The 20,395-nt window shown below is 73.3% G+C and carries 18 protein-coding genes and 2 pseudogenes; 8 read left to right on the top strand and 12 right to left on the bottom strand.

Translation table 11 applies throughout. The features are described 5' to 3' along the window. Positions 1 to 80: 80 nt before the first annotated feature. Positions 81 to 773 (bottom strand): bifunctional DNA primase/polymerase, encoded by a 693-nt coding sequence (locus tag OG627_RS13980; RefSeq protein ID WP_329072643.1) that lies wholly within the window; start codon positions 771 to 773, stop codon positions 81 to 83. 297 nt (positions 774 to 1,070) lie between these two features. Here OG627_RS13980 and OG627_RS13975 point away from each other — a divergent pair, with 297 nt between their 5' ends. Together OG627_RS13975 and OG627_RS13970 are read left to right on the top strand one after the other, a co-directional pair. Further along, positions 1,071 to 2,453 carry a transcriptional regulator gene (locus OG627_RS13975; protein ID WP_329064950.1) on the top strand — a complete coding sequence of 461 codons (1,383 nt, stop codon included), beginning with the start codon at positions 1,071 to 1,073 and terminating at the stop codon, positions 2,451 to 2,453. A 332-nt stretch (positions 2,454 to 2,785) separates the two neighbouring features. Beyond that, complete coding sequence (locus OG627_RS13970; RefSeq protein ID WP_329064948.1) at positions 2,786 to 4,459, top strand: hypothetical protein; 1,674 nt, start codon at positions 2,786 to 2,788, stop codon at positions 4,457 to 4,459. A 33-nt stretch (positions 4,460 to 4,492) separates the two neighbouring features. Here OG627_RS13970 and OG627_RS13965 read toward each other — a convergent pair whose 3' ends face one another. Further along, positions 4,493 to 5,794 (bottom strand): ABC transporter substrate-binding protein, encoded by a 1,302-nt coding sequence (locus OG627_RS13965; RefSeq protein ID WP_329064946.1) that lies wholly within the window; start codon positions 5,792 to 5,794, stop codon positions 4,493 to 4,495. A gap of 174 nt (positions 5,795 to 5,968) precedes the next feature. Here OG627_RS13965 and OG627_RS13960 point away from each other — a divergent pair, with 174 nt between their 5' ends. Both OG627_RS13960 and purU read left to right on the top strand, forming a co-directional pair. Next, positions 5,969 to 6,415, top strand: a complete 447-nt coding sequence (locus OG627_RS13960) for an SCO4402 family protein (RefSeq protein ID WP_329072641.1) — start codon at positions 5,969 to 5,971, stop codon at positions 6,413 to 6,415. Positions 6,416 to 6,526: 111 nt separating this feature from the next. Next, positions 6,527 to 7,420, top strand: a complete 894-nt coding sequence (gene purU, locus OG627_RS13955; protein WP_329064944.1) for a formyltetrahydrofolate deformylase — start codon at positions 6,527 to 6,529, stop codon at positions 7,418 to 7,420. A 101-nt stretch (positions 7,421 to 7,521) separates the two neighbouring features. Here the strand turns inward: purU and OG627_RS13950 are convergent, their stop codons facing one another. Then, complete coding sequence (locus tag OG627_RS13950; protein ID WP_443073471.1) at positions 7,522 to 8,964, bottom strand: maleylpyruvate isomerase N-terminal domain-containing protein; 1,443 nt, start codon at positions 8,962 to 8,964, stop codon at positions 7,522 to 7,524. After that, on the bottom strand, positions 8,961 to 9,560 hold the full coding sequence (locus OG627_RS13945) for an RNA polymerase sigma factor (protein WP_329064940.1): 600 nt from the start codon (positions 9,558 to 9,560) through the stop codon (positions 8,961 to 8,963). The genes OG627_RS13950 and OG627_RS13945 overlap by 4 nt, the downstream gene beginning before the upstream one ends. 408 nt (positions 9,561 to 9,968) lie before the next feature. On the opposite strand from OG627_RS13945, the gene OG627_RS13940 reads away from it, so the two are divergent. From OG627_RS13940 to OG627_RS13930, 3 genes are all read left to right on the top strand, one after another. After that, positions 9,969 to 10,343: an STAS domain-containing protein gene (locus OG627_RS13940; protein ID WP_329064938.1), complete on the top strand. Its 375-nt coding sequence runs from the start codon at positions 9,969 to 9,971 to the stop codon at positions 10,341 to 10,343. Between the two features lie 58 nt (positions 10,344 to 10,401). Then, entirely contained in the window at positions 10,402 to 10,914 is a 513-nt protein-coding gene (locus tag OG627_RS13935; protein WP_329064936.1) for an EF-hand domain-containing protein, read from the top strand. Positions 10,915 to 11,470: 556 nt separating this feature from the next. Next, positions 11,471 to 11,968, top strand: a complete 498-nt coding sequence (locus tag OG627_RS13930; RefSeq protein WP_329064935.1) for an ATP-binding protein — start codon at positions 11,471 to 11,473, stop codon at positions 11,966 to 11,968. A gap of 114 nt (positions 11,969 to 12,082) precedes the next feature. On the opposite strand, the gene OG627_RS13925 is transcribed toward OG627_RS13930, so the two are convergent. From OG627_RS13925 to OG627_RS13905, 5 genes and pseudogenes are all read right to left on the bottom strand, one after another. Next, positions 12,083 to 13,216, bottom strand: coding sequence for a hypothetical protein (locus OG627_RS13925; protein WP_329064933.1), 1,134 nt, complete (start codon positions 13,214 to 13,216; stop codon positions 12,083 to 12,085). Between the two features lie 157 nt (positions 13,217 to 13,373). Further along, positions 13,374 to 15,017: a M48 family metallopeptidase gene (locus tag OG627_RS13920; RefSeq protein ID WP_329064931.1), complete on the bottom strand. Its 1,644-nt coding sequence runs from the start codon at positions 15,015 to 15,017 to the stop codon at positions 13,374 to 13,376. Positions 15,018 to 15,059: 42 nt separating this feature from the next. Then, positions 15,060 to 15,470: pseudogene (locus OG627_RS13915) on the bottom strand (helix-turn-helix domain-containing protein); the annotation flags it as partial. A gap of 55 nt (positions 15,471 to 15,525) precedes the next feature. Then, positions 15,526 to 16,080, bottom strand: a complete 555-nt coding sequence (locus tag OG627_RS13910) for a TetR/AcrR family transcriptional regulator (protein WP_329064929.1) — start codon at positions 16,078 to 16,080, stop codon at positions 15,526 to 15,528. Continuing rightward, a complete protein-coding gene (locus OG627_RS13905) occupies positions 16,073 to 16,933 on the bottom strand; it encodes an alpha/beta fold hydrolase (protein ID WP_329064926.1) in 861 nt (286 codons plus the stop codon). Before OG627_RS13905 ends, OG627_RS13910 begins: the two co-directional genes overlap by 8 nt. Before the next feature lie 166 nt (positions 16,934 to 17,099). Here OG627_RS13905 and OG627_RS13900 point away from each other — a divergent pair. Then, positions 17,100 to 17,440 (top strand): annotated as a pseudogene (locus OG627_RS13900) (hypothetical protein); the annotation flags it as partial. Between the two features lie 58 nt (positions 17,441 to 17,498). Here the strand turns inward: OG627_RS13900 and OG627_RS13895 are convergent. From OG627_RS13895 to OG627_RS13885, 3 genes are all read right to left on the bottom strand, one after another. After that, the gene (locus tag OG627_RS13895; protein WP_329064925.1) at positions 17,499 to 18,668 is read right to left on the bottom strand and encodes a flavin-containing monooxygenase; all 1,170 of its coding nucleotides are present in this window, start codon (positions 18,666 to 18,668) and stop codon (positions 17,499 to 17,501) included. 151 nt (positions 18,669 to 18,819) lie between these two features. Beyond that, positions 18,820 to 19,533 carry a pyridoxine/pyridoxamine 5'-phosphate oxidase gene (locus OG627_RS13890; RefSeq protein ID WP_329064923.1) on the bottom strand — a complete coding sequence of 238 codons (714 nt, stop codon included), beginning with the start codon at positions 19,531 to 19,533 and terminating at the stop codon, positions 18,820 to 18,822. A gap of 173 nt (positions 19,534 to 19,706) precedes the next feature. Then, a complete protein-coding gene (locus tag OG627_RS13885) occupies positions 19,707 to 20,354 on the bottom strand; it encodes a TetR family transcriptional regulator (RefSeq protein ID WP_329064921.1) in 648 nt (215 codons plus the stop codon). Positions 20,355 to 20,395: the final 41 nt, after the last annotated feature.

The following is a 20,395-nucleotide window of genomic DNA, read 5'->3' as shown; positions in this document are numbered from 1 at the left end:
CGACGCCCTGCCTTTCGGTCGCCCGCACGGGAGACCCGTACGGATGTCCCGCCTGTCTACGGGACGACTGAAGGACCACCCTATGTACGACGTGCCCGTTCCGAGGAGCCCTCCTGCCCGCACGCGTAGGCCAGCGGACCGATCAGCTCGGCCACGTCCGGCAGCCAGCGGTCGGCGGGCATGGGCTCGCGCGCCCACTGGACCGCCGCGCCGCCCACACGGGTCGGCGGGGCCGCCACGTACTGCCCCTCACCGCGCACCACGAGGTCCATCCCCGACGGCGTCCAGCCCAACTCCCGCACCAGCCGGTCCACATCGGACGCCGCGCCCGGCAGGACGAAGAACAGCATCCGCCGGCCGGGGGTTCGGATCACGGGCCCGAGCGTCACCTTCAGCCGCTCCATCCTGGCCAGCGCGAGGAACCCGGCGGTCTCCGGCACCTCCAGCGCGTCGAAGGCGCGTCCCGTGGGCAGCAGGACCGAGGCGTGCGGCCGCTCCGTCCACATCGCGCGCACCGAGACCGCGCTGCCCGTCGCCAGCGCCGCCCAGTCGGAACCGGCCGCGTGCGCCCCCGGCGCCGCGCAGTCCGGCAGGCCGCACGAGCACCGCTCGCCGCTCCCCGCCGGCTCCAGCCAGGTGCCGGGGAACACGTCCCAGCGCCGCTCCCGCGCGTACCGCAGCGCGCTGTCCAGCAGCAGCGCGCCCCGCTGCCCGGGGATCGCTGCGGCGTCCACGACGTCCATGACTCCGATGGTCTCTTCCACGCACAGCACAACTCCCGCCGTCACCCCGGGTTACGGGCGCGGAACGGCGCACCGCGCCGCCGCGCGCCCGCATACGGGGCGCATAGAGGCATGTAAGGGGGCGCTCGGGAAGGAGTGGAGCGGTACGCGGGTAACCACCCCCGGGGGTCCGACAACATAAGGGCAGCGCAAGGCCAACCGGCCGTGTTTAAGTGAAGTTTCAGGAAAGTCATCGAATTCTTCCGTTATTGCCGAACATGCGCATCCTTCGCGTACTTGCCGGGCAGTGTCGTTGAGTCGATCACTGCGGCCACAGGGGGTATCCAATTGGCAGCCAGGCCACTCGTCGCCCGTCAGCCCAACGAACGGCTCCAGGCGCTCATCCAGGAAGCCGGGTGCTCCAACGCCGGGCTAGCCCGGCGCGTCAACATGGTGGGAGCGGAGCGCGGGCTGGACCTGCGCTACGACAAGACCTCGGTCGCGCGCTGGTTACGCGGGCAGCAGCCCAGGGGCCGCGCCCCCGGCGTCATCGCCGAGGCGCTCGGCCGGAAGCTCGGCCGTACGGTCACGATCGACGAGATCGGGATGGCCAACGGCAAGAACCTGGCCTCGGGCGTCGGTCTCCAGTTCTCGCCGACCGTGATGGGCGCCATCGAGCAGGTCTGCGAGCTGTGGCGCAGCGATGTGGGCCGCCGTGACTTCCTCTCCGGTTCGGCGGTGGCGTCCTCGGCGCTCGTCGAGCCCAGCCGGGACTGGCTGATCACCGGCGCCGACGCGGCCGTCGCGCGCAACACCGGCGCACGGGTGGGGGATTCGGACGTCGAGGCGGTACGGGCCATGACCCGGGCCCTGATCGAGCTGGACCACCGCTTCGGCAGCGGTCATGTCCGGCCCGTCGTCGTGCACTATCTGAACAGCGTGGTGGCGGGGCTGCTCTCCGGCTCGTACCGGGAGCCGGTCGGCCGCCGGCTGTTCGCCGCCGTCTCCCGCCTCACCGAGCTGGCCGGATACATGGCGGTCGACACCGGACAGCCCGGTCTCGCCCAGCGCTACTACATCCAGGCGCTGCGGCTGGCCCAGGCCGCGGGCGACCGGGGGTACGGGGGGTACGTGCTGGCCGCGTCGATGAGCCATCTCGCGGCCCAGCTCGGCAATCCGCGCGAGATCGCCCAACTGGCGCGCGCCGCGCAGGAGGGCGCGCGCGGACAGGTCACGCCGCGCGCGCAGGCCATGTTCCACGCGGCCGAGGCCCGGGGGCACGCGCTGATGGGGGACGCGCACACCTGCGAGGCGGCGGCGGGCCGGGCGGTCACCGCCCTGGAGCACGCGGGCGACGGTCCGGGCGACGACCCCGACTGGATCGCCCACTTCGACCACGCCTATCTCGCCGACGAACTGGCGCACTGCTACCGCGATCTGGGCCGCCCCGAGGAGTCGGCCCGCCATGCCGGGGAAGCGCTGGAGGGCCACCCGGAATCCCGGGCCAGGCGGCGTGCGATCGGGCTGGTCCTGCTGGCCACCGCGCAGGTCCAGCAGCGCGAGGTGGAGGAGGCGTGCCGGACGGGGACGCGCGCGGTGGAGCTGCTGGGGACGCTGCGTTCGAGCCGGGGCGCGGAGTACCTCGACGACTTCCAGCAGCGGCTGGAGCCGTACGGGGAGGAGTCGGCGGTGCGCGAGTTCGGCGCGCGGCTGGAGATCCAGGCGGCGTGAGCGGGTCATGAACGAGGGGTGAGCGAGAGGGAGAAAGAGGGGGGAGGCGCGGCGCGCGTGAGTGCGCCGCGACCGCCGTGTCGTGGGTGCGGTGTGCGGGGACCGTGCGTGCGGCCGGTGGGTGTGGGGGGTCAGCGAAAATGCGGTGGCGGCGGTGTGCCGAAGATCAACTCCGGTGCTCGGCGGTGCGATTCGTCCCCGACCACGGTGTTTCGCGGGGGAGAGTCGGCACAGAACACATGTGCGTCACGGAGGCCCCGATTCACCCGGTAGCGTGAGCCGGTGATTCGGTAGGTCCAGACGTTCCCACACGTTCACACGTAGGAGTCCCGGTGACGCACAGCGGACAAGGGGATGAGCGCGATCCCGCCGCTCGGCCCGCGCACGAAGGCGTCGTGCTGCCCAGCGACGGCAGCGGGCCCTGGATCCCCGGCTCGGCCGCGGACCAGAACCAGGCGGCCGCGCCGTCGTACGGTCCGCCGCGGAACGCGCCGTACGGTGCCCCGGCGCCGGACGGGTACGGGGGCGCGCAGCCGCTGCCGTACCAGCAGCCGGAGCAGGCCGATCCGTACGGGCAGCCGTACCCGCCGTATCAGCAGCAGCACCCGCAGTCGCCTCAGCAGCCCTACCAGCAGCAGGGCGGGCTGCCGGAGCCCTACCAGCAGCCGGGAGCGCAGGCCCAGCCGTACCAGCAGCAGCCGCCGCAGCACCAGCCGCAGCAGTACGAGCCGCAGCAGTACGAGCTGCCCGGGCAGCAGCCCCAGCCGTACCAGCAGCCCGGACAGCCGCCGATGCAGCCGCCGATGCAGCAGCCGGGCTACGGCACCCCGTACCCGCCCGCGTCCCTGCCGCCCGAGGCGCCCGCGCCGGGCGGCGCTGACGCGACGCAGTTCCTGCCGCCCGTGCCGGCGATGCCCGCCATGGGCGACGCGGACGCCACTCAGTTCATCGCCCCGGTCCCGGCGGGGCCAGGACCGCTCGCGGGCCCCGGTCCCGGCATGCTGCCGCCCGAGAGTTCCGCCGAGGCCACCCAGTTCCTGCCGCCCACCGCCGCGCACGGCTCCGACGCGGACGCGACGCAGTTCATCGCGCCCGTCCCCGCGACGGGCCCCGCCCCGTACGACATCAGGCCCGGCACCCCCGGCGAGCGCCCGCCGCCCGCCGAGTTCGACAACCTCTTCCGCGCGGACGGCGGCGCGGGCCAGGGCGGCGGGGGCGCGGAGTCGACCCAGCAGATGCCCCAGTTCGACGCCTCGGCCCCCGCGGCCCAGCCGTACGCCCAGCCGTCGGGCGCGCAGCCGTACCCGTCCGCCCGGCCGACGTCCAGGCGGGACGACGGCGGGTTCGAGCCGCAGGGGCGCGGCGCCGGGCGCCGCAAGTCCTCGCGCGCGCCGGTGATCGCGGCCGCCGCCATCGGGATCGTCGTCCTCGGTCTGGGCGCCGGCGCGCTGATGAGCGGCGGCGACGACACGAAGCAGGACGACAGCAAGACCGTCGCCTCCGCGTCCACCCCCACCCCGGAGGCGTCCCCCTCCGAGCCCGCCGAGGACCCGGTCAAGACCCAGGCGGTGGAGCTGGACAAGCTCCTCGCGGACAGCAGCAGCAGCCGCGAGTCCGTCATCAAGGCCGTCGACAACATCAAGTCCTGCCAGAACCTGGACCAGGCGGCCACCGATCTGCACGACGCCGCCGAGCAGCGGCGCGGTCTGGTCACCCGGCTGGAGGCGCTGACCGTCGACAAGCTGCCCGGCCACGCCGAGCTGACCTCCTCGCTCACCGACGCGTGGCAGGCGTCCGCCTCCGCCGACGACCACTACGCGGCCTGGGCCGACCAGGTGGGCGGCAAGAAGGGCTGCAAGGGCGGCCACGCGCGGGTCACGGGCCAGGCGGCGAAGGGCAACAAGGCGAGCGGCGAGGCCACGGTCGCCAAGCAGAAGGCGTCCGGCCTGTGGAACGGCATCGCCAAGGAGTACGAGCTGACGGAGCGGGCGCCCACGCAGCTGTAGCCGGTGCCGGTGTTCTCGCCGGGCGGGGCCCGTCTACCGCGACGTCCCGCCCAGCGCCCCGCCCAGCGTTCCGCCCACGTCCACGAACCCCTCGCGCTGCGCGACCAGCCGACCCCGCCGCACCACCTGGAACGTCACGTCCCCGTTGACGATCCGGGGGAAGCCCGGGGTGCCGAGCATGTCCTCGTAGCGCCAGCGCAGCGGTGGCGTGAGGCCGCCGGTGTCGACCTGCGCGCCCCGGTCCAGGGCGTCCGCCAGGCCGCCCGCCGTGATCCGGTCGGCGTCCATGGACCCGATGACGGACCTGAGCGCGGTGTAGGCGATCCACGTCGTCTGCGCGCCCGGGTCCGCCGGGTCGATGTCGTCGTCCCCGAAGGCGTACTCGCTGATCACGTCCCGCATCGGCTGCCAGGCCGGATCGCTCGCGACCGGGTACCAGCCGGTGAGGTAGGCCCCCTCGAACGGGCCGTTCCTGCCGCCCGTGCGGTCGACGAGGGACTGGCCGACGCTGCCGAGCACCGAGGAGACCCGGACGGTCCTGCCGTCCTCGGGGAGCCTGCGGTACGAGTCGAAGAAGGTCTCCGTACGGTCGCCCAGCACGGCCGTGACGCAGCCGCCGTCCCCCGCCCGCTCGCGGGCCTGCCGGGCCCGCTCCGTGTAGTCGGTGGCGTTCTCCGCCGCGCGGATGTCGGCGGCCGGGCCCCTGCGCCCCGCCGCCAGGCCGGAGCCGATCAGGTCGGGGAGGTCGTCCCCGGCGGTGGTGTCCGGCCGGACGAGCGCGGTCCGCGGGCAGTCGCGGGCCAGCTGGCGGCCGTTGCCCGCGAGCAGCGTGGCCTGGCCGCCGTTGACCGGGTAGGACACGTAGCTGCTGAACTCCTCCTCGGTGATGCCGTATCCGCCGAGGTACGGGATGGACGCGGCCTCCAGGGGCGCCATGAACTCCCGGCCGTGCTGGCTGTACGAGCCGACGACCGCGACGGCCTTCGCCGTCACCGCGCGCCGCGCGCACCGGGCGGCGCTCGCCGCGTCGTTGCGCTCGTTGCAGGTCAGGACGCGCAGCTCGTGGCCGTCGATCCCGCCGGACGCGTTGACCCAGCGCGCGTACGCCTTCGCCAGGGCCGGCATGCCGGGCCGGTTGGTGGCGTCGGTGCCGATCGGCGCCCAGGTCATGACCGTCACCGGCTCCCTGGCGCCACCGGAACCGCCGAGGGGCCCGACGCCGCAGCCGGTGAGGGCGGGCAGCAGCAGCGACGCGCCCGCGACGGCCGTGCACAGGACGCGCGCCGCACCGGGTCGAAAGGGGCTGGGGGAGGAGGAGCGTCGCCAACCGGTCATAGCACCGCACCCTCCCGCCCCCCGGGTAACGCGGAGGTGGGCGGTGTTCAACGCCCGGTGACGGAGAGGTGAATTGCGGGGGCGTGCCGGTGCGCCCCGGAGCGGACCGTAGAGTCGTGGACTGTGCAGCAAGGTTCCGAGAACTCTTCCCGTCCGGCCCGTCGCTCCCCCACCATGGGCGGCATGCCGCTCAACGACATGCCGTGGTGGCGCTGGCGCAGCAACGTGCGCTCGGCGCTGCACATGCTTTCCGATCCCGTCTTCCACCAGGAGTGCTGGCTGGCCGGCCTGGAAGGGTACGGCGACGTCACCGACGCCGTGTACCGGCTGGTCGAGGACACCTGGCTGGACAACTGGTCCGCCGAGAAGTACGTCGGCACGATCTTCCGCGACTCCGGCGAGGCCGCCCTCGTCGACGTCGCCGTGCTGCGGGTGCTGCGCATCATGCACCAGGTCGGCGCTGACGCGCCGGTCTCCGCGTATCTGGAGCACCACGGCTGGCCGGAGGCGGTACGCGCGGCCCGCGAGGCGCATGTACGGCTGGCGGTGAGCGACGGCGACGACCCGGACACGGTGCCGCAGTCGCTGGACGTGCTGCGGCTCGTCACGCGGTCGGCCTGAGGGGCCGGCCCGAGGGACCGGCCCGAGGGACCGGTGTCGCGCGACCGGCGCGCGTGACCGGCGCGACCGGCGTGCGGGACCCGGGGGAGAGATATGGGATCCTCTGAGGTCATGAGTACCGCCTCGCAGTCACCGGCCGCGGCCCCCGCGGATCTGTCCGACCAGTACGTCCTGACGCTGTCCTGCCCGGACAAGCAGGGCATCGTGCACGCCGTGTCGAGCTATCTCTTCATGACCGGCTGCAATATCGAGGACAGCCAGCAGTTCGGGGACCACGACACGGGTCTCTTCTTCATGCGGGTGCACTTCTCGGCGGACGCCCCGGTGACCGTGGAGAAGCTGCGGGCGAGCTTCGCCGCCATCGGCGACTCGTTCCGGATGGAGTGGCAGATCCACCGCGCCGAGGAGCGCATGCGGGTCGTGCTCATGGTCAGCAAGTTCGGCCACTGCCTGAACGATCTGCTCTTCCGCGCCGGCATCGGCGCGCTGCCGGTGGACATCGTCGCGGTCGTCTCGAACCACCCCGACTTCGCCGAACTGGCCGCCTCGTACGACATCCCGTTCCGCCACATCCCGGTGACCAGGGACAACAAGGCCGCCGCCGAGGCCGAGCTGTTGGCGCTGGTGCGGGAGGAGCGGGTGGAGCTGGTGGTGCTGGCGCGCTACATGCAGGTCATCTCGGACGATCTGTGCAAGCAGCTCAACGGCCGGATCATCAACATCCACCACTCCTTCCTGCCGAGCTTCAAGGGCGCGCGGCCCTACCACCAGGCGCACGCGCGCGGGGTGAAGCTGATCGGCGCGACGGCGCACTATGTGACGGCCGACCTCGACGAGGGCCCGATCATCGAGCAGGAGGTCGAGCGCGTCGGTCACCAGGTGACGCCCGAGCAGCTCGTGGCGATCGGCCGGGACGTGGAGTGCCGGGCGCTGGCGCGCGCGGTGAAGTGGCACGCGGAGCACCGGATCCTGCTCAACGGGCACCGTACGGTCATCTTCGGCTGAGAGCCCGACCGCCCGGAGCGGCGGGCGGGGGACGCGCGGAGAACAGGGGAAGCGGGGTTGTGCGGCCGGGGAACCTCCGGAGGTTCCCCCGCCGCCGCGCCTCAGAGGCGGCTCATCGCCGCCGCCGCGAACAGCACGTCCCTGATCGCCTCCCGGTCGCCCTCCTGGCCCGCCGCCGCGTCCTCCGGCGGCACCCGGCCCGCCACCAACTGGCAGAACTCGACGGCGTCCAGCGCCACCGAGCCCACCGAGCGCTCGGGCGAGCCGATCGCCGCCGGCGAGTCCAGCGCGATGTGCCAGTCACCGCCGCCCGGCCCCTCCACCACCAGCCGCAGCGATCTGCCGGGGGCGCCCGCCGCCACCAGATCCTTCGCCGGACCCGCGAGCCCGCTGCGGCGGCGCAGGGCGAGGGCGGCGGGCAGCAGCCGGGCCGCCAGATCGACCATCTCGAACAGGTGGGCGCCGCTGGGCGGCTCGTACGGATAGTCCACCGCCTCCGCGATGTCAGCGCCGTGCACCCAGCACTCGAAGGCCCGGTCGAGCAGCGCGTCCCGCAGCGGGAGCGCGAAGTCGCCGTACGAGACGGACAGGTCGGCCACGCCGCGGCCGGCGAAGGACACCGTGCGGATGAGCGTGTGGCTCTGCTCGCGCCACGGTTCGTGGAGCGAGCGGGTGGGCGGCCGGGTGCGGCCGCGCCAGAACAGCTCGGTACGGGCGGCGGGCGCCACCGGGGCGTCCGGGCCGAGCGGGTCCTCCAGCCCGAGCGCGCCGGCGACCAGGCCGTCCACGGACAGGAGATGGCCGAGAACCCCGGCGACGGTGGTCCGCCGGACGGCGCTGCGCTCGCCCTCGAACCACTTGAGCCGGACGGGCGCGTGCCACTCCGCGTCGGGTATGTCCCGGAGCAGCGCGTCGAGCCGGGCGGTCTCGGCGTCGTACGGGGCGGCCCAGTCCGGCACGGGTATCCGGGCGGGACGCAGGCCGAGGCAGTTCTCCAGGACGCGCGAGCGCAGCAGCGGGTCGAGGTCCAGATTGCTCTCCGGGTGCAGCAGCCCCACCGCGTCGCGCAGCCGGAGCGCCTCGTCGGCGCAGGACGCGCACTCGGTGAGGTGCTCCTCGACGAGGGTGGTCTCCTCGGCCGAGCAGACGGAGAGCGCCCAGGCGCCGAGCAGCGACGTGAGCACGTGGTGCGCCACCTCGGGCTTCGGCTCGGTCGTCACGTCGGGTGCCGCCTCGCGCGTCGGCTCAGGATCGGGATCGGGCGCCGGCTCGGGATCGGGATCGGGCGCCGGCTCGGGATCGGGCGCCGGCTCGGGATCGGGCATGGTGAGATCCGGGTCCGGCGGCTCCGGTTCCGTTTTCCGGGCCGGACTCGGCGGTGTCTTCGGAGTCGGTGGCGACGGCGGTGACGGCGGTGACGGCGGGGGTGTCCGGCCGAGCGGCAGATCGTCGGCGGCGGGCCGCGGGCCCGGTATGCGCGGCACGGCCGCGGGCTCCTCCGGCTCACCGCCGCCCCGGTAGCCGCCGTCCAGCGGGCCGGTCACCGGGCGCGCCCGGTTCCGGGAGTGCCGGGCGGTGAGAAGCCCTCGCCGGCCCGGGTGTTGGCCGTCGAGAGCAGCTGGAGACCGAGCCGCAGCCTGCGCCGCGCCTCCTCCTCCGTGACCCCGAGGTCGGCCGCGGCCTGGTGGTAGTCCCGGCGCTGGAAGTACGCCAGCTTCAGCGCGTCCCACAGCGGCGCGGGCATCGAGCTGACGATGTAGTCCGCGCGGGCCGCGGCCGAGACCCTGCGTATCTTCTCCTCCAGCTCCGCGAGCTGCTCCTCCGAGGCCGCGCCGCTCGCCTCGTACGCCGCGGCCTCCGTCTGCCTCAGCCGCTGTATGGCCAACTCCTGTGTGACATTCGCCACCCAGGACCTGATCGAGCCCTGCCGGGGGTCGTACGTATCCGGGTTCTCCCAGAGATGTCCGAAAACCTCGCGTGTGACGCGGTCGGCCGCCGCGTCGTCGTCGAGCACGCGGTGGGCGAGGTTGTGCACCAGCGGCGCGTACCGGTCGTACAGCTCACCGAGCGCCGCCGCCTCGCCCCGGGCCATCCGCTGCTGCATCCTGCGGTCCCAGCGGGGTGGACAGTCCTTCGCCATACGACCCCCTGCTCTGTTCCTCTGCGCGACCCGCCCGCCCACCATGATGTCGAAGTCCACCGTTCCCCCGAATGTAGTGGGCCGTGCCGAAAACGCACGCCCCTTTCAGGCAAGTGCGCCCCCAGGGGCGTCAGGCAGGGTAGGCGGCGGCGCGGATGGGTATTGAGGTGGGTACTCATGACCGAGGTGCTGCCCGGGTGAGGCGCCGGCCCGGGGAGGCCGCGATCGCGACGTTTCGAGGGAGCGGGGCGGGGCAGTCGCCGCATGAGGAAGGACATCTTCCGGATCACTCCTACGCGGTCCGGAGCCAGCGCCGCGACCGGCAGTGCCTGCCGGGCGGGGCACCCGTATCCCGACGCGGTATCCGGAGCATCTCTCCCGGATCGGCCAGAGGAAAGGTCCAGGCGCGTGACGCTCAAGGTGGACGAGTCCCGGCAGGGTGAGTGGACCGTGCTGCACATCACCGGGGAACTGGATCTCATGACCTCGCCGGAAGTGCGCCAGCGCGTCCACGACGCGGTCGCGGCGGGCCGGCACGAACTGGTGCTCGACCTCTCGCAGGTGTTCTTCTGCGACTCCAGCGGGGTCGGTGTGCTGATCGCCTCCCGCAGACTGCTCCACTCCTGCCGGGGGCGGCTCCATCTCATCCTGCCCGCCCTGGGCATGGAGGCGGGGTCGCACGTCAACCGGGTGCTCGCGGCGCTCGGGGTACGTCGTCTCTTCGAGGTGTACCCGGATGTGCCCTCCGCCGTGGACGAATCCACCCAGCCGCTCTCCGCGTAGCCCCCCCGTCGGGGGGAACCGGGCACACGCGGCCCCACCGCCGTCGTACGCTCCGGGCATGGACAGCGCAGAGTACGAGGCCAAGATCGCCTCCCGGTTCGCGGCATTCGACCAGGACGGCAGCGGCTACATCGACCGCGAGGACTTCAGCGGCGCCGCGGCGGCACTCCTCGCCGAGTTCGGTACGACCGCCCGCTCCGACAAGGGGCAGGCGCTGTACAGCGGTGCGGAGGCGTTCTGGCAGGGCATGGCCGGGATCGCGGACGTGGACGGCGACCAGCGGGTCAGCCGCCAGGAGTTCGTGACGGGCGCGGTCAAGCGGCTGCGCGACAACCCCGAGCGCTTCGCCGAGATCGCCCGCCCGTTCCTGCACGCCGCGATCGCCGTGGCCGACGAGGACGGCGGCGGGGTGACCCCGGCGGCGGCCCGGCGCGCGCTGCGGGTGCTGGGCGTCGAGGAGGAGGCGGCGCGGCGGGTGGCGCTGGACCTGGACGTGGACGGTGACGGCAGGATCCAGGAGGCGGAGATCCTCACGGGCCTCGCCGGGTACTACGTGACGCCGGAGCCCTGACGGGACCGGGCCGGGTACGGCCCCGCCCCTCCCTCGCGTCTTCCCTTCTTCCCTCGCGCCCCTTTCGTCTCCGTGCGTCACGCACACCCCTGTACGCCACGTACATACGTACGGAGGTCGTGAAGCCTTGGCCATGGCACTGCCGTACGTCACTGTGCGTGGCGGAGCGCGGCGGCCGAGGTCGATACCGGGTTGTGTCCTTACGGGGGTCCGTCACAGGCCGGAGTCGCGTCCGCGCTCCGGTACGCTCCGTGGGGTGCGAGAGCTAGTGGGGCGCGGCGGTCGCGGTGTTGCCGGTACGGCGGCGCCGGGGGCGCGAATGTGCGCCGCTCGCGCGCCGGAAGGGCGCCGTGCGCGCCCGCGTTCGACTCGCCGCAATGTGCGTCGCACAGTATGCACTACGCGTACTCCTTCGCGCTGGAATATGCCCGAAGCGCTTGTTGCGGTGACTGTACGTCAACCATGCTGTCTCGCAGGGAAATCACGTTCCGTGATCCTTTTGCAGACCTTGTCGAGGCGCGAGGCGATGTGTCCGCCGGTTCGGATGGTGTGAGCGGTGCAGGTGCTTCAGGTGCAGTTGGAGGTCGGGCCCGACCCCGCGGAGGTGGGGCGAGCCCGTAGATGGGCCCGTTCGCGGCTCGTCGGTTCCGGGATGGAGGACGACGAGCCGGTTGCCGAGGCGCTCATCCTGCTCATCTCCGAGCTGGTCACCAACGCCGTGGTGCACACCGGCTGCCCGGCCGTGCTGCGGATGCTCTTCGGCGCGGGCCGGGCCGAGGCGGGCACCGTACGGGTCGAGGTCGCCGACGCCAGCGCCGCCCCGCCGCGTCCGCGCCACGCCGAGGGCGACGACACCAACGGCCGGGGGCTGGAGCTGGTCGAGGGGCTCGCCGACCGGTGGGGCTGGCAGCCGGAGGGCGCGGGCAAGCGCATCTGGTGCGAGGTGGACCGGGGCGGCAAGTGCGACGGCGCCGACGCGGCCGAGGACGAGGTGCCCGCGGGCGCGTTCGCCCCGGTGGTGCGCGAGCCGTCGTGGGCCGTACCGCCGTGGTGAACACGCCACCGCGCTGGTGAACACGCCACCGACCTGGTGAACACGGATCGGGCCCTGTCCGCGGGGCCTGTCCTCGGGCCCTTTCCCCCGGGCCCTGCGCCCTGAGCGGTGCGCTCAGCCGGCCACCGCCGCCACGCTCAGGTCCCGCAGGCGGCAGAACTCCTCCGCCTTGTCCGTGCGGTAGCGCCACGGCAGGGCGTCGATATACCCGTCCACCTGCCGGAACATCTCCACGGCCGCCTCGTCCCGGTCCTGTACGCACAGGTAGTACGCCAGCAGGTGCCGTACCTCCGGCAGCCGCGGATGGGCCGGATCGGCCGCCGCCGCGTCGGGCAGCGCGGCGTTCACCAGGGCGCGCGCCTCCTCGCCGCGCTCCGGCCCGTAGTCCTCGGTGTCCAGGCGGTGCTCGTAGTGGGCGATCAGCGGGAGGATCCGCAGCAGACTGCCCAGCGGCGCGTCGGCCGCCGCCCGCGCCGCGAAGTCGCGGGCCAGCTCCTGCGAGCCGCGCCACTTCTCGCACCAGTACTGGAGCGCCGAGAAGTGCGCCTCGTAGTGGTGCGGCGCCCGCTGGACGATCTCCTTCCAGAGCCGGTCCATCCGGGCGTGCGGATAGCCGAGGCCGAGCGCGGTCCACGTCTCGACGATGTACGGGGTCGGGTCGTCCGGCGCCAGCTCGGCGGCCCTGGCGCACTCCTCGACGGAACGCTTCAGCACCCGGTGGAACCCGGCGAACTGCTCACCGCTGGTGTACTGGGCGCGTTTCGCCCCCCGGATGTCCCAGGCGAGGGTGACCGTGGACCGGGCGCGCAGCACGGCGGCGTCCGGGTCGTCGGGGCGCTCCGCCTCCCACTCCGCCAGCCAGCCGTCGTCCTTGGCGGCGAGGCCGCCGAAGATGCCGACGTACATGCTGCGGTGCTCCCAGTCGGGGCCGGTGCCGGTGGCCGTGCTGCTCCGGGTGGCGGCCAGCAGTTCGGCCAACGGGCGCCAGTCGCCGGCCTCCACGGCGCGCTGGGCGGCGGTCAGTCCGGCCGAAGGGGGCGCGACGCGGTCGGTGTTCTGCCGCTCGGGCGGCAGGAATCCCAGCTCCGCGCTCTCCGGGGACAGCCCGGACGCGGAGCCGTCGGACTCGCCCCGCATCTCCTTGCGGAACTCCTGGACGAACGTCACCACGTACACGTCCCAGGCCAGCAGCTTCACGAGCAGGAAGAGGCAGCCGAGGGACAGCAGGATGATCAGGGCGACGAGCATGACGCGGGTTCCTTCGTCGATACGGGTTCGGGGGATACTGGGGCCACCGGGGACACGGCTGCCGGTGGGGCCGGTGGGGCCGGTGAGGCGGGTGGCGGGGGACGCAGGCGTACGGAGCGGGGGACGGCGAGCAGCCGCCGCCCCCGTCGCGCCCGGCTCACCGCGCCGGGTCCAGCAGGAGCCGCTTGAGCGGTTCGGTGTCCGGCCGGTCGGCCAGCGCCGCGGCGACCGCGGCCTCCGGATCGTGCTCGGCACCCTCGGGCGCCAGCCGTACCTCCGCCGCCTCGGACCAGGAGAACGTCCAGCTCAGCCGGGACCGTCCGGCCAGTTCGGCCAGGACCATCCCCGTGACGCCGTTCGCCAGGGCCGGGCGGACCAGCTCCTGGAAGGCCCGGCCGGTGACCTCGGCCGTCCGGTCGGAGAGCGGCAGCCTTCTGGCGAGCTGCCACAGCTGGCCGTCGTCGATCACCCTGAGCAGCACCGCCATGGTCGGCAGGTCCCCGGTGTAGTCGGCCAGCGCCCGGTGCAACGGCGAGTCCAGGGCGCCGAGCCGGGCACGCGAGGACTCCGTCAGCAGCTCCGGCCAGTCGGCCGCGCGGCGCATGGCCCGCGCGTCCGGCGTCAGCACCGCCTCCTCCAGCTCCGCCAGCGTGCGCGCGGGACCGGTCAGGAGATCCAGCGCGGATCCCTTGCCACCGCCCGCCCCGGCGGTCCCGCCCGTCCCGGCGGCCGGGGACTCCACCGGTGACGGCGGCAGCTCCTCGATCCGCCGTACCCGGTCGGCGACCGGCGGGTGCGAGTCGTACGGGGAAACCTGCTCGTCCGGCAACTCGTCCCGCAGCGGCAGCAGTTGCAGCGCGCGGGCGCTGAGCAGCTCCCCGAAGCCGCCGAACACCGCGCCGCGCGGCGGGAGCAGCCCGGAGTCCGTGCCCATCAGCGCGTACGACCGGAGGTAGAAACCGTGCGCGGAGTCCAGCACCGGAATCTCGCGCAGCGCCGCCGCGGTGGCGTCCCGGCCGGCGATCCGGGCGGCCGTCGCGTCGGCCGCGTACTCCTGCCGCCGGGCATCGGCCAGCGTGGCGCGCAGGGAGAGCTTCGCGTAGCCGGTGTAGAGCCGGGCCAGCGCGCGGTACGTGAAGCCCGCGCCGCCCGGGTCGACCTCGCGGGCCGAGCGGCCCTTGGCGGCCCGCTTCTCGTTGCGGCGCTCCTGACGCGCCCGCTCCTTGTCCCGCGTACGGTCCGCGCGCGCCTCGAAGTCCCTTATGGTGCCGAGCATCTGATCGCGCCCGCGCCGGATCGCCGGGCCGAGCCGGGTGTCGGAGTTCGAGTAGTGGCCCAGCTCATGGGCGACGACCGAGCGCAGCTGCGCCTGGTCGAGCCCCTGGAGCAGCGGTACGCCCAGGAACAGCAGCCGGCGGCCCGGGAGCAGGCCCAGCAGCCGGGCCTCCTCGGTGACCGCCGCGTTCACCTCGGCGGTGAGCACGATCGCATCCGGCGCCCTGGTGCCGACCTGCTCGGCCAACTCCCTTACGGTGCGCCAGAGTTCCGGCTCGGTGTCCGGGTCGGCCGGCAGCCCGGACGGATAGTCGTCCGGGCCCCGTCCGCCCAGCATGAACATGCCCCGCACCACGGGTATCGCGAGCAGCAGCGACACCACGGTCAGCTTGACCGCGAGCGAGGCCGGTGCCCAGCGGAAGAGCGCGTAGTCCGCGCCCGCGAGCGTGGCCAGCACGACGAAGCCCAGCAGATGGAATCCGGCCAGCAGCGCGAGCGCGCGCAGCGCCCGGAGAGACGCCCCCATAGTGAATTTCCCCCCTCTTGGAAAAGACTGAGGGAGTATGCATCAGACGCCTGACCGGCCACTCTCCGGGGTCCGGGCGCGGAACGTGCGCCGGTAGACGGTCGGCGGCACGCCCAGCGCCGACTGGAGGTGCTGGCGCATCGACTGCGCCGTACCGAACCCCGCGTCCCGCGCCACCTGGTCGACCGACCTGTCCGTCAATTCCAGCAACTGCCGCGCCCGTTCGATGCGTTGCCGCACCAGCCACTGGCCGGGGCTGATCCCGGCCTCCTCGCGGAAGCGGCGCGTGAACGTCCGTACGGACATCGACTCCCGCTCCGCCAGGTCGCGCAGCTGGATCGGCAGATGCAGCCGGTCCAGCGCCCAGGCCCTGGCGGCGGCGGTGGTCGCCACCCGCGTCTCGGGCAGCGGGCGTGGGATGTACTGCGCCTGGCCGCCGTCCCGGTGCGACGGCTACGGCGGGGCCTGCCGGTCTACCGGTCGACGGCGTCGGCGCCGCACGCGCTGATCAACGCGGCGCCCGCAGACCTGCGATCATCACATGGATCAACAGGTCGTAGCTGTCGTCCAGGTTCTCGGGGAGGCCGAAGCCGCCCTGAGCCTCCAGGACCGCGAAGCCGTGGACGGCCGCACGCAGGCACCGGGCCGCGTGGATCGCGGCGGAGTCCTCCATTCCGTAGGCGCGGAGGGCGGCGGTGATGATGTCGATCAGCCGCGCCCCGGCCTCGGCCGTCTGCGGGTCGGGGCTCTGGATCAGCGCCGAGTAGCGGTGGGGATGGTGGCGCGCGTAGCTCCGCCACGCCGTCATGAACGCGCGAATCGCCTCGTCGGCGGAGCGCCCGAGTACCGCGTGCCCGGCCTGGTCCGCGAGGTCGTTCATGATGCGGGCCGACACGAGCGCGCGCAGCTCGGCGAGGTTGCGCACGTGCTTGTACAGGGACGGGGTGCTGACGCCCGCCCGGCCGGACACCGCCGACAGGGTCAGCGCGCCGGGGCCGTCCTCGTCCAGGACCCGCAGCGCGATCCCGACCACCGCGTCCGTGGACAGCGCCGCTCTAGCCATGCGCGCCGCTCCTGACGAAGTCCACGACGGCCGTGGCGACTTCGGCGGGAAACTGGACATGGGCGTAGTGCCCCGCCCCCTCGATCATTTCGAGCCGGCCGAGTCCGGCGGGCAGACCCGCCACGATGCCCTCGCCCTCCACCGCGGGGTCGGGCCAGTCGGGATCGAGCGTGCCCATGAGGATCAGGGCCGGGCACCGGACGTCGGCGAGCCGGGCACCGGCGTCGGTCGGGGCGGTCATGGCCAGCTTGCCGACCACGGCCATCCGGCCGGGACGGCGCAGGTTCGCGTCCAGGGCGGCGACGTAGTCGCCGAAACCGGCGGGCCTGGCACCCGGGCAGGCGTAGTCGACGTAGCGCTTCCAGAGCCGGACGCTGCGCAGCAGGACGGCGCCCATGAGCAGGGCCGTGCCGTTGCGGTAGCGGGCGTGGGTGGCCATCGCGCGCAAGCTCATCCGCTGGGCGCGGGTGAACGGGCCGATCTCGACGATCGCGCTGACCAGCTCCGGCTCCTGGGCCGCGGCGATGGTGGCGGCGCCCCCGCTGAAGGAGTGGCCCACGATGACGGCGGGGCCGCCGAGGTGCCTGATCAGGGCGAGGATGTCGCCGGCCGAATCGGTACGGGTGTACGACGCCCAGCCCGTGCTGGATTCTCCGTGGCCGCGCGTGTCCATCCTCGCGACCCGGAAGCCGGCCGCCGAGAGCCGGGCGGCCACCTCGCGGTAGGCCGCCCGGCTCTCGCCCATGCCGTGCGCGAGAACGATCAGGGGGCCCTCGCCGGTCACGTCGTACGCCAGCAGCCCGCCGTCGACCTTCAGGACTTCGGTCTCGCCGGTGTCGCGGTTAATGTCCATAGCCCAAAAGCTAACACCTTTATTCGGCTCGGGTGAACTCTCGGGTGAAGTCTCGGGTGAACCTCGGATGAGGCGTTGGCCCGATCGTGTTGAATGCTGTCCGCCGGGCCACTCGTCCGGTCTTCGGGCCCGGCCGATGCTGTCTGACGTGACAACGACGAACGAACTGCTGTCCTGGCTGTTGGAGCGGCACGGCTGGCGCCCGGCCGCGATCACGGTCGCGCCGGCCGCGCTCGCCGTCGTCCCGCTCGTCCGGCTGCTGCTGCGGGACATCCGGCGGACGTGGGGCTGCCGCCGTACGGCGCGCCCGCCTTCGTACCCAAGCCGGCGCCGGTGCCCGGTGCCGCGCGCCGGGCGCTCACGGTGATGGTCTTTTTCATCGTCTTCTACGGCCTGGACTGGGTGGCCACGGTCCCGCCGACGATCGCCCTGTGCCGTGAGCACTACGGGGACGACAGCGCCATCGTCTTCGGCTGGGTCCTCGCCTCCCACCAGCTCGGCGCGGCCTGAACCGGCGCGCGCCGAGGGGCCCGCAGGACGCCCTGCCGGGCGCTTCGCCCGCGGGTCAGCCGCGCTTCCGGCGGCTCAGCGCCCTGGCTATGCGGCGGGCGTCGATCGCCAGTTCGCGGAACATGCCGCTGATCGGGTTGGTGAAGCCGGTGAAGTAGAGGCCGGGGGCCTGTTCGGGGGTGCGGCCGCCGTGGACGGTCGGGCGGCCGCGGGTGTCCAGGACGTCCAGATGGCCCACCAGGCCCTCCAGGGCGCGGTGGTAGCCGGTGGCCGCGATGACGACCTCGGGGGTGATCCGGGAGCCGTCGGCGAGGACGACCTCGTTCCCCTCGAAGGAGTCGACCGCTGCGACCGGCTCGACGCGGCCCCCGCGTACCGCCTTGATCAGCCCCACGTCCTGCACCGGGATCGCGCCCTCGCGGGCCCGGGAGTACAGGCCGGTGTCCGGGCGCGGCAGGCCCTTGGCGGAGAGGTCGGGGACGGCGACGCGGGCCTGTACCGCGGCCACGCGGTCGACCAGCCGGGCCGGCAGCCGGCGGATCAGGATCGCGCTCGACTGGGCCGGCCACCCCAGCGTGGAGCGCCGCACGATGTGCGGAGCGGTCCTGACGGCGAGCCGGACCCGCGCCGCGCCGCCCTCGGCGAGGTCGACGGCTATCTCGGCGCCGGTGTTGCCGACGCCGACGACCAGGACGTCCTTGCCCGCGTAGGGCTCGGCGTTGCGGTATCCGCCCGCGTGCAGCAGCTCGCCGCCGGACGACTCGTACGCCTCGCGCCCCGGCCAGGACGGCAGCTTCGGGGTGTGGTTGAAGCCGGTGGCCACGACCACCGCGTGCGCGGTCAGCTCCCGGCCGCCCGTCGCCCGCAGCAGCCAGCCGGAGCCGTCGGGGGAGCGCTCGATCCGGGTGACCTCGACACCGGTGACGATCTCCAGCCCGTGGTGCTCCGCGTACTTCTCCAGGTACCGGACGACGTTCGCGCGGGCCGCCCAGCGGCCGAAGGAGCGCGGCATCCTGAGCCCCGGCAGCGCCGACTTGGCGCGGGTGGTGTGCAGCCGCAGCCGGTCGTAGTGGCCGCGCCAGGAGGCGCCGACGGCGTCGGACTTCTCCAGCACGACGGCCCGTACTCCGCGTTCGCGCAGTACGGCGGCGACCGCGAGCCCCCCTGGCCCGCCGCCGATGACGTACACGGGGCGGTCGTGGGTGAGGTCGAAATCGGCACACATGAGGTCTGAGCGTAATCGTCTCCCCACTTGTTGGGTCTCGGTCAAGAAGGGAATCGGTTGCGAATCGGTCACGCCCGGCGGGCTGGGGGAGGGGAGGGGGCCGGAAGGCTTGGGCCGGGCGGGAGTTGAGGCGCCCGCCCGGCGGCCGGTGTCACGGCCAGAGCAGCTCCCGTACCCAGCCGTCCCCCGCGCGCCGGTAGCGCAGCCGCACGTGCTCTCTGCGCTCGTCCCCCTGGAAGAACTCCACCTCGTCCGGCACGAGGACATACGCCGTCCACGAAACCGCCTCCGCGTCCGGCTCGCGGCGCGCGCGTTCCCGGGCCGCCGCGCTCGCGCGGGCCAAGTCCGCCGCCGAGTCGAGGACTTCGCTCTGCCGGCCCACCAGGGCGGCGGCGAGCGCGCCCGTCGAGCGGGCGTGCAGATCCGCGCCGCTCGCCTCGGCGCTCGCGGTGCGCACCGGGCCCCTGACCCGTACGGCGCGGCCCTGCGCCGCCCAGTAGAAGCCCAGCGCGGCCTCGGGGCGTGCGGCCAGCTGGCGGCCCTTGCGGCTGGTCGCGTGGGAGGCGAAGTGCCAGCCGTGCGCGTCGGCGTCGTGCAGCATCAGGGTGCGTACGTCGGGACGGCCGTCTTCGCCGGCGGTCGCGAGCGTCATCGTGTGCGGTTCCGGCTGGCCGGCCGCGACCGCCTCGGTGAACCAGCGGCGGAACAGCGGGAGCGGATCGGCCGGAGCCGAGGCCGGATCGAAGGCGGGCAGTGTGGTGTCCCAGACGCGCTGGGCGCGCAGGAGCGCGCGGAAGGTCTCCTGCTCGTCGCTGGGTTCGTCGCCGGGCGGGGCGTCGCGTGCGTCGTCGTTCGTACGGGTCATACGGGTCATTCAACCCGTGGCCGTACGGGGGTGCTCGCCTCGAAGAGTGGTGCGCGGGGGTGCGGCGTGCTGTACCGGGTGGGGGACCGGGGGCTGCTGAAGGGGCTGCTCGGGGGGTGCGCCGTGCGCTCGGGCGCGCTGCGCGGGGGTCGCTTCGCTGGCTGCTTCGCGGATTACTTGGCGGGCTTCTTGCCGGTGATGCCGAGATGGACCAACAGAGCCAGGTTCGGCTTCAGTTCGGCCTGCTTCACGCCCCAGCTCTGGAAATTCTTCTGGTGCGAGGCCACCGCCGAGAGCATCACGACGAGCGAGCCGGCCAGCGCGGCGGGACTCACGTCCTTGTCGATCCTGCCCTTGGCCTGCAACTCCTTGACCGAGTCCGTAAGGGAGTTCGTCACGGAGTTGAGGATCTTGAGCCGGATCTTGTTGAACCGCTTGTCACCCTCGGCGGCGCCCAGATCGACCACCCGGAGGATCGCGTCGTGTTTGCGCCAGAAGTCGAGGAATCCGTCGACCAGGTCCTCCGACGTCTGCCAGCCGGCCTTGCCGACCCAGGAGCGGCCGGAGACCAGTCCGGTCAACCCGGCACCTTCCTTGGCCATTTCCTCGGCGATTTCGAGGACGGCACCTTCGACGTCCGGGAAATACTGATAGAAGGTCGCGGGTGAAGTGCCCGCCTTCCGGGCGACGTCGATGACTTTGACGTCCCGGTACGGCGAGGAGCTGAGCATCTCGCTGAGGCAGTCGAGCAGCTTCTGCCGCGTCGCCTGTCCGCGCCGACCAGCCACGCGGCCGTCGACGGTGCGCACTTGTCCTGTCATGCCGTCAGCTTACCGAGGGGTGATCCCCGCGCGATTTGGCC

This window comes from Streptomyces sp. NBC_01429 (assembly GCF_036231945.1).
GTDB lineage: Bacteria > Actinomycetota > Actinomycetes > Streptomycetales > Streptomycetaceae > Streptomyces.
The sequence above is the reverse complement of the archived record's forward strand: the minus strand, read 5'-3'. Positions and strand labels throughout refer to the sequence as shown.

What these genes read in the sequence shown, in the direction of transcription:
- OG627_RS13965 (WP_329064946.1), bottom strand. Translation starts at nt 5,794, where the DNA reads ATGACCGGTTGGCGACGCTCCTCCTCCCCCAGCCCCTTTCGACCCGGT.
- OG627_RS13960 (WP_329072641.1), top strand. Translation starts at nt 5,969, where the DNA reads ATGGGCGGCATGCCGCTCAACGACATGCCGTGGTGGCGCTGGCGCAGC.
- purU (WP_329064944.1), top strand. Translation starts at nt 6,527, where the DNA reads ATGAGTACCGCCTCGCAGTCACCGGCCGCGGCCCCCGCGGATCTGTCC.
- OG627_RS13945 (WP_329064940.1), bottom strand. Translation starts at nt 9,560, where the DNA reads ATGGCGAAGGACTGTCCACCCCGCTGGGACCGCAGGATGCAGCAGCGG.
- OG627_RS13935 (WP_329064936.1), top strand. Translation starts at nt 10,402, where the DNA reads ATGGACAGCGCAGAGTACGAGGCCAAGATCGCCTCCCGGTTCGCGGCA.
- OG627_RS13925 (WP_329064933.1), bottom strand. Translation starts at nt 13,216, where the DNA reads ATGCTCGTCGCCCTGATCATCCTGCTGTCCCTCGGCTGCCTCTTCCTG.
- OG627_RS13920 (WP_329064931.1), bottom strand. Translation starts at nt 15,017, where the DNA reads ATGGGGGCGTCTCTCCGGGCGCTGCGCGCGCTCGCGCTGCTGGCCGGA.
- OG627_RS13910 (WP_329064929.1), bottom strand. Translation starts at nt 16,080, where the DNA reads ATGGCTAGAGCGGCGCTGTCCACGGACGCGGTGGTCGGGATCGCGCTG.
- OG627_RS13905 (WP_329064926.1), bottom strand. Translation starts at nt 16,933, where the DNA reads ATGGACATTAACCGCGACACCGGCGAGACCGAAGTCCTGAAGGTCGAC.
- OG627_RS13895 (WP_329064925.1), bottom strand. Translation starts at nt 18,668, where the DNA reads ATGTGTGCCGATTTCGACCTCACCCACGACCGCCCCGTGTACGTCATC.
- OG627_RS13890 (WP_329064923.1), bottom strand. Translation starts at nt 19,533, where the DNA reads ATGACCCGTACGAACGACGACGCACGCGACGCCCCGCCCGGCGACGAA.
- OG627_RS13885 (WP_329064921.1), bottom strand. Translation starts at nt 20,354, where the DNA reads ATGACAGGACAAGTGCGCACCGTCGACGGCCGCGTGGCTGGTCGGCGC.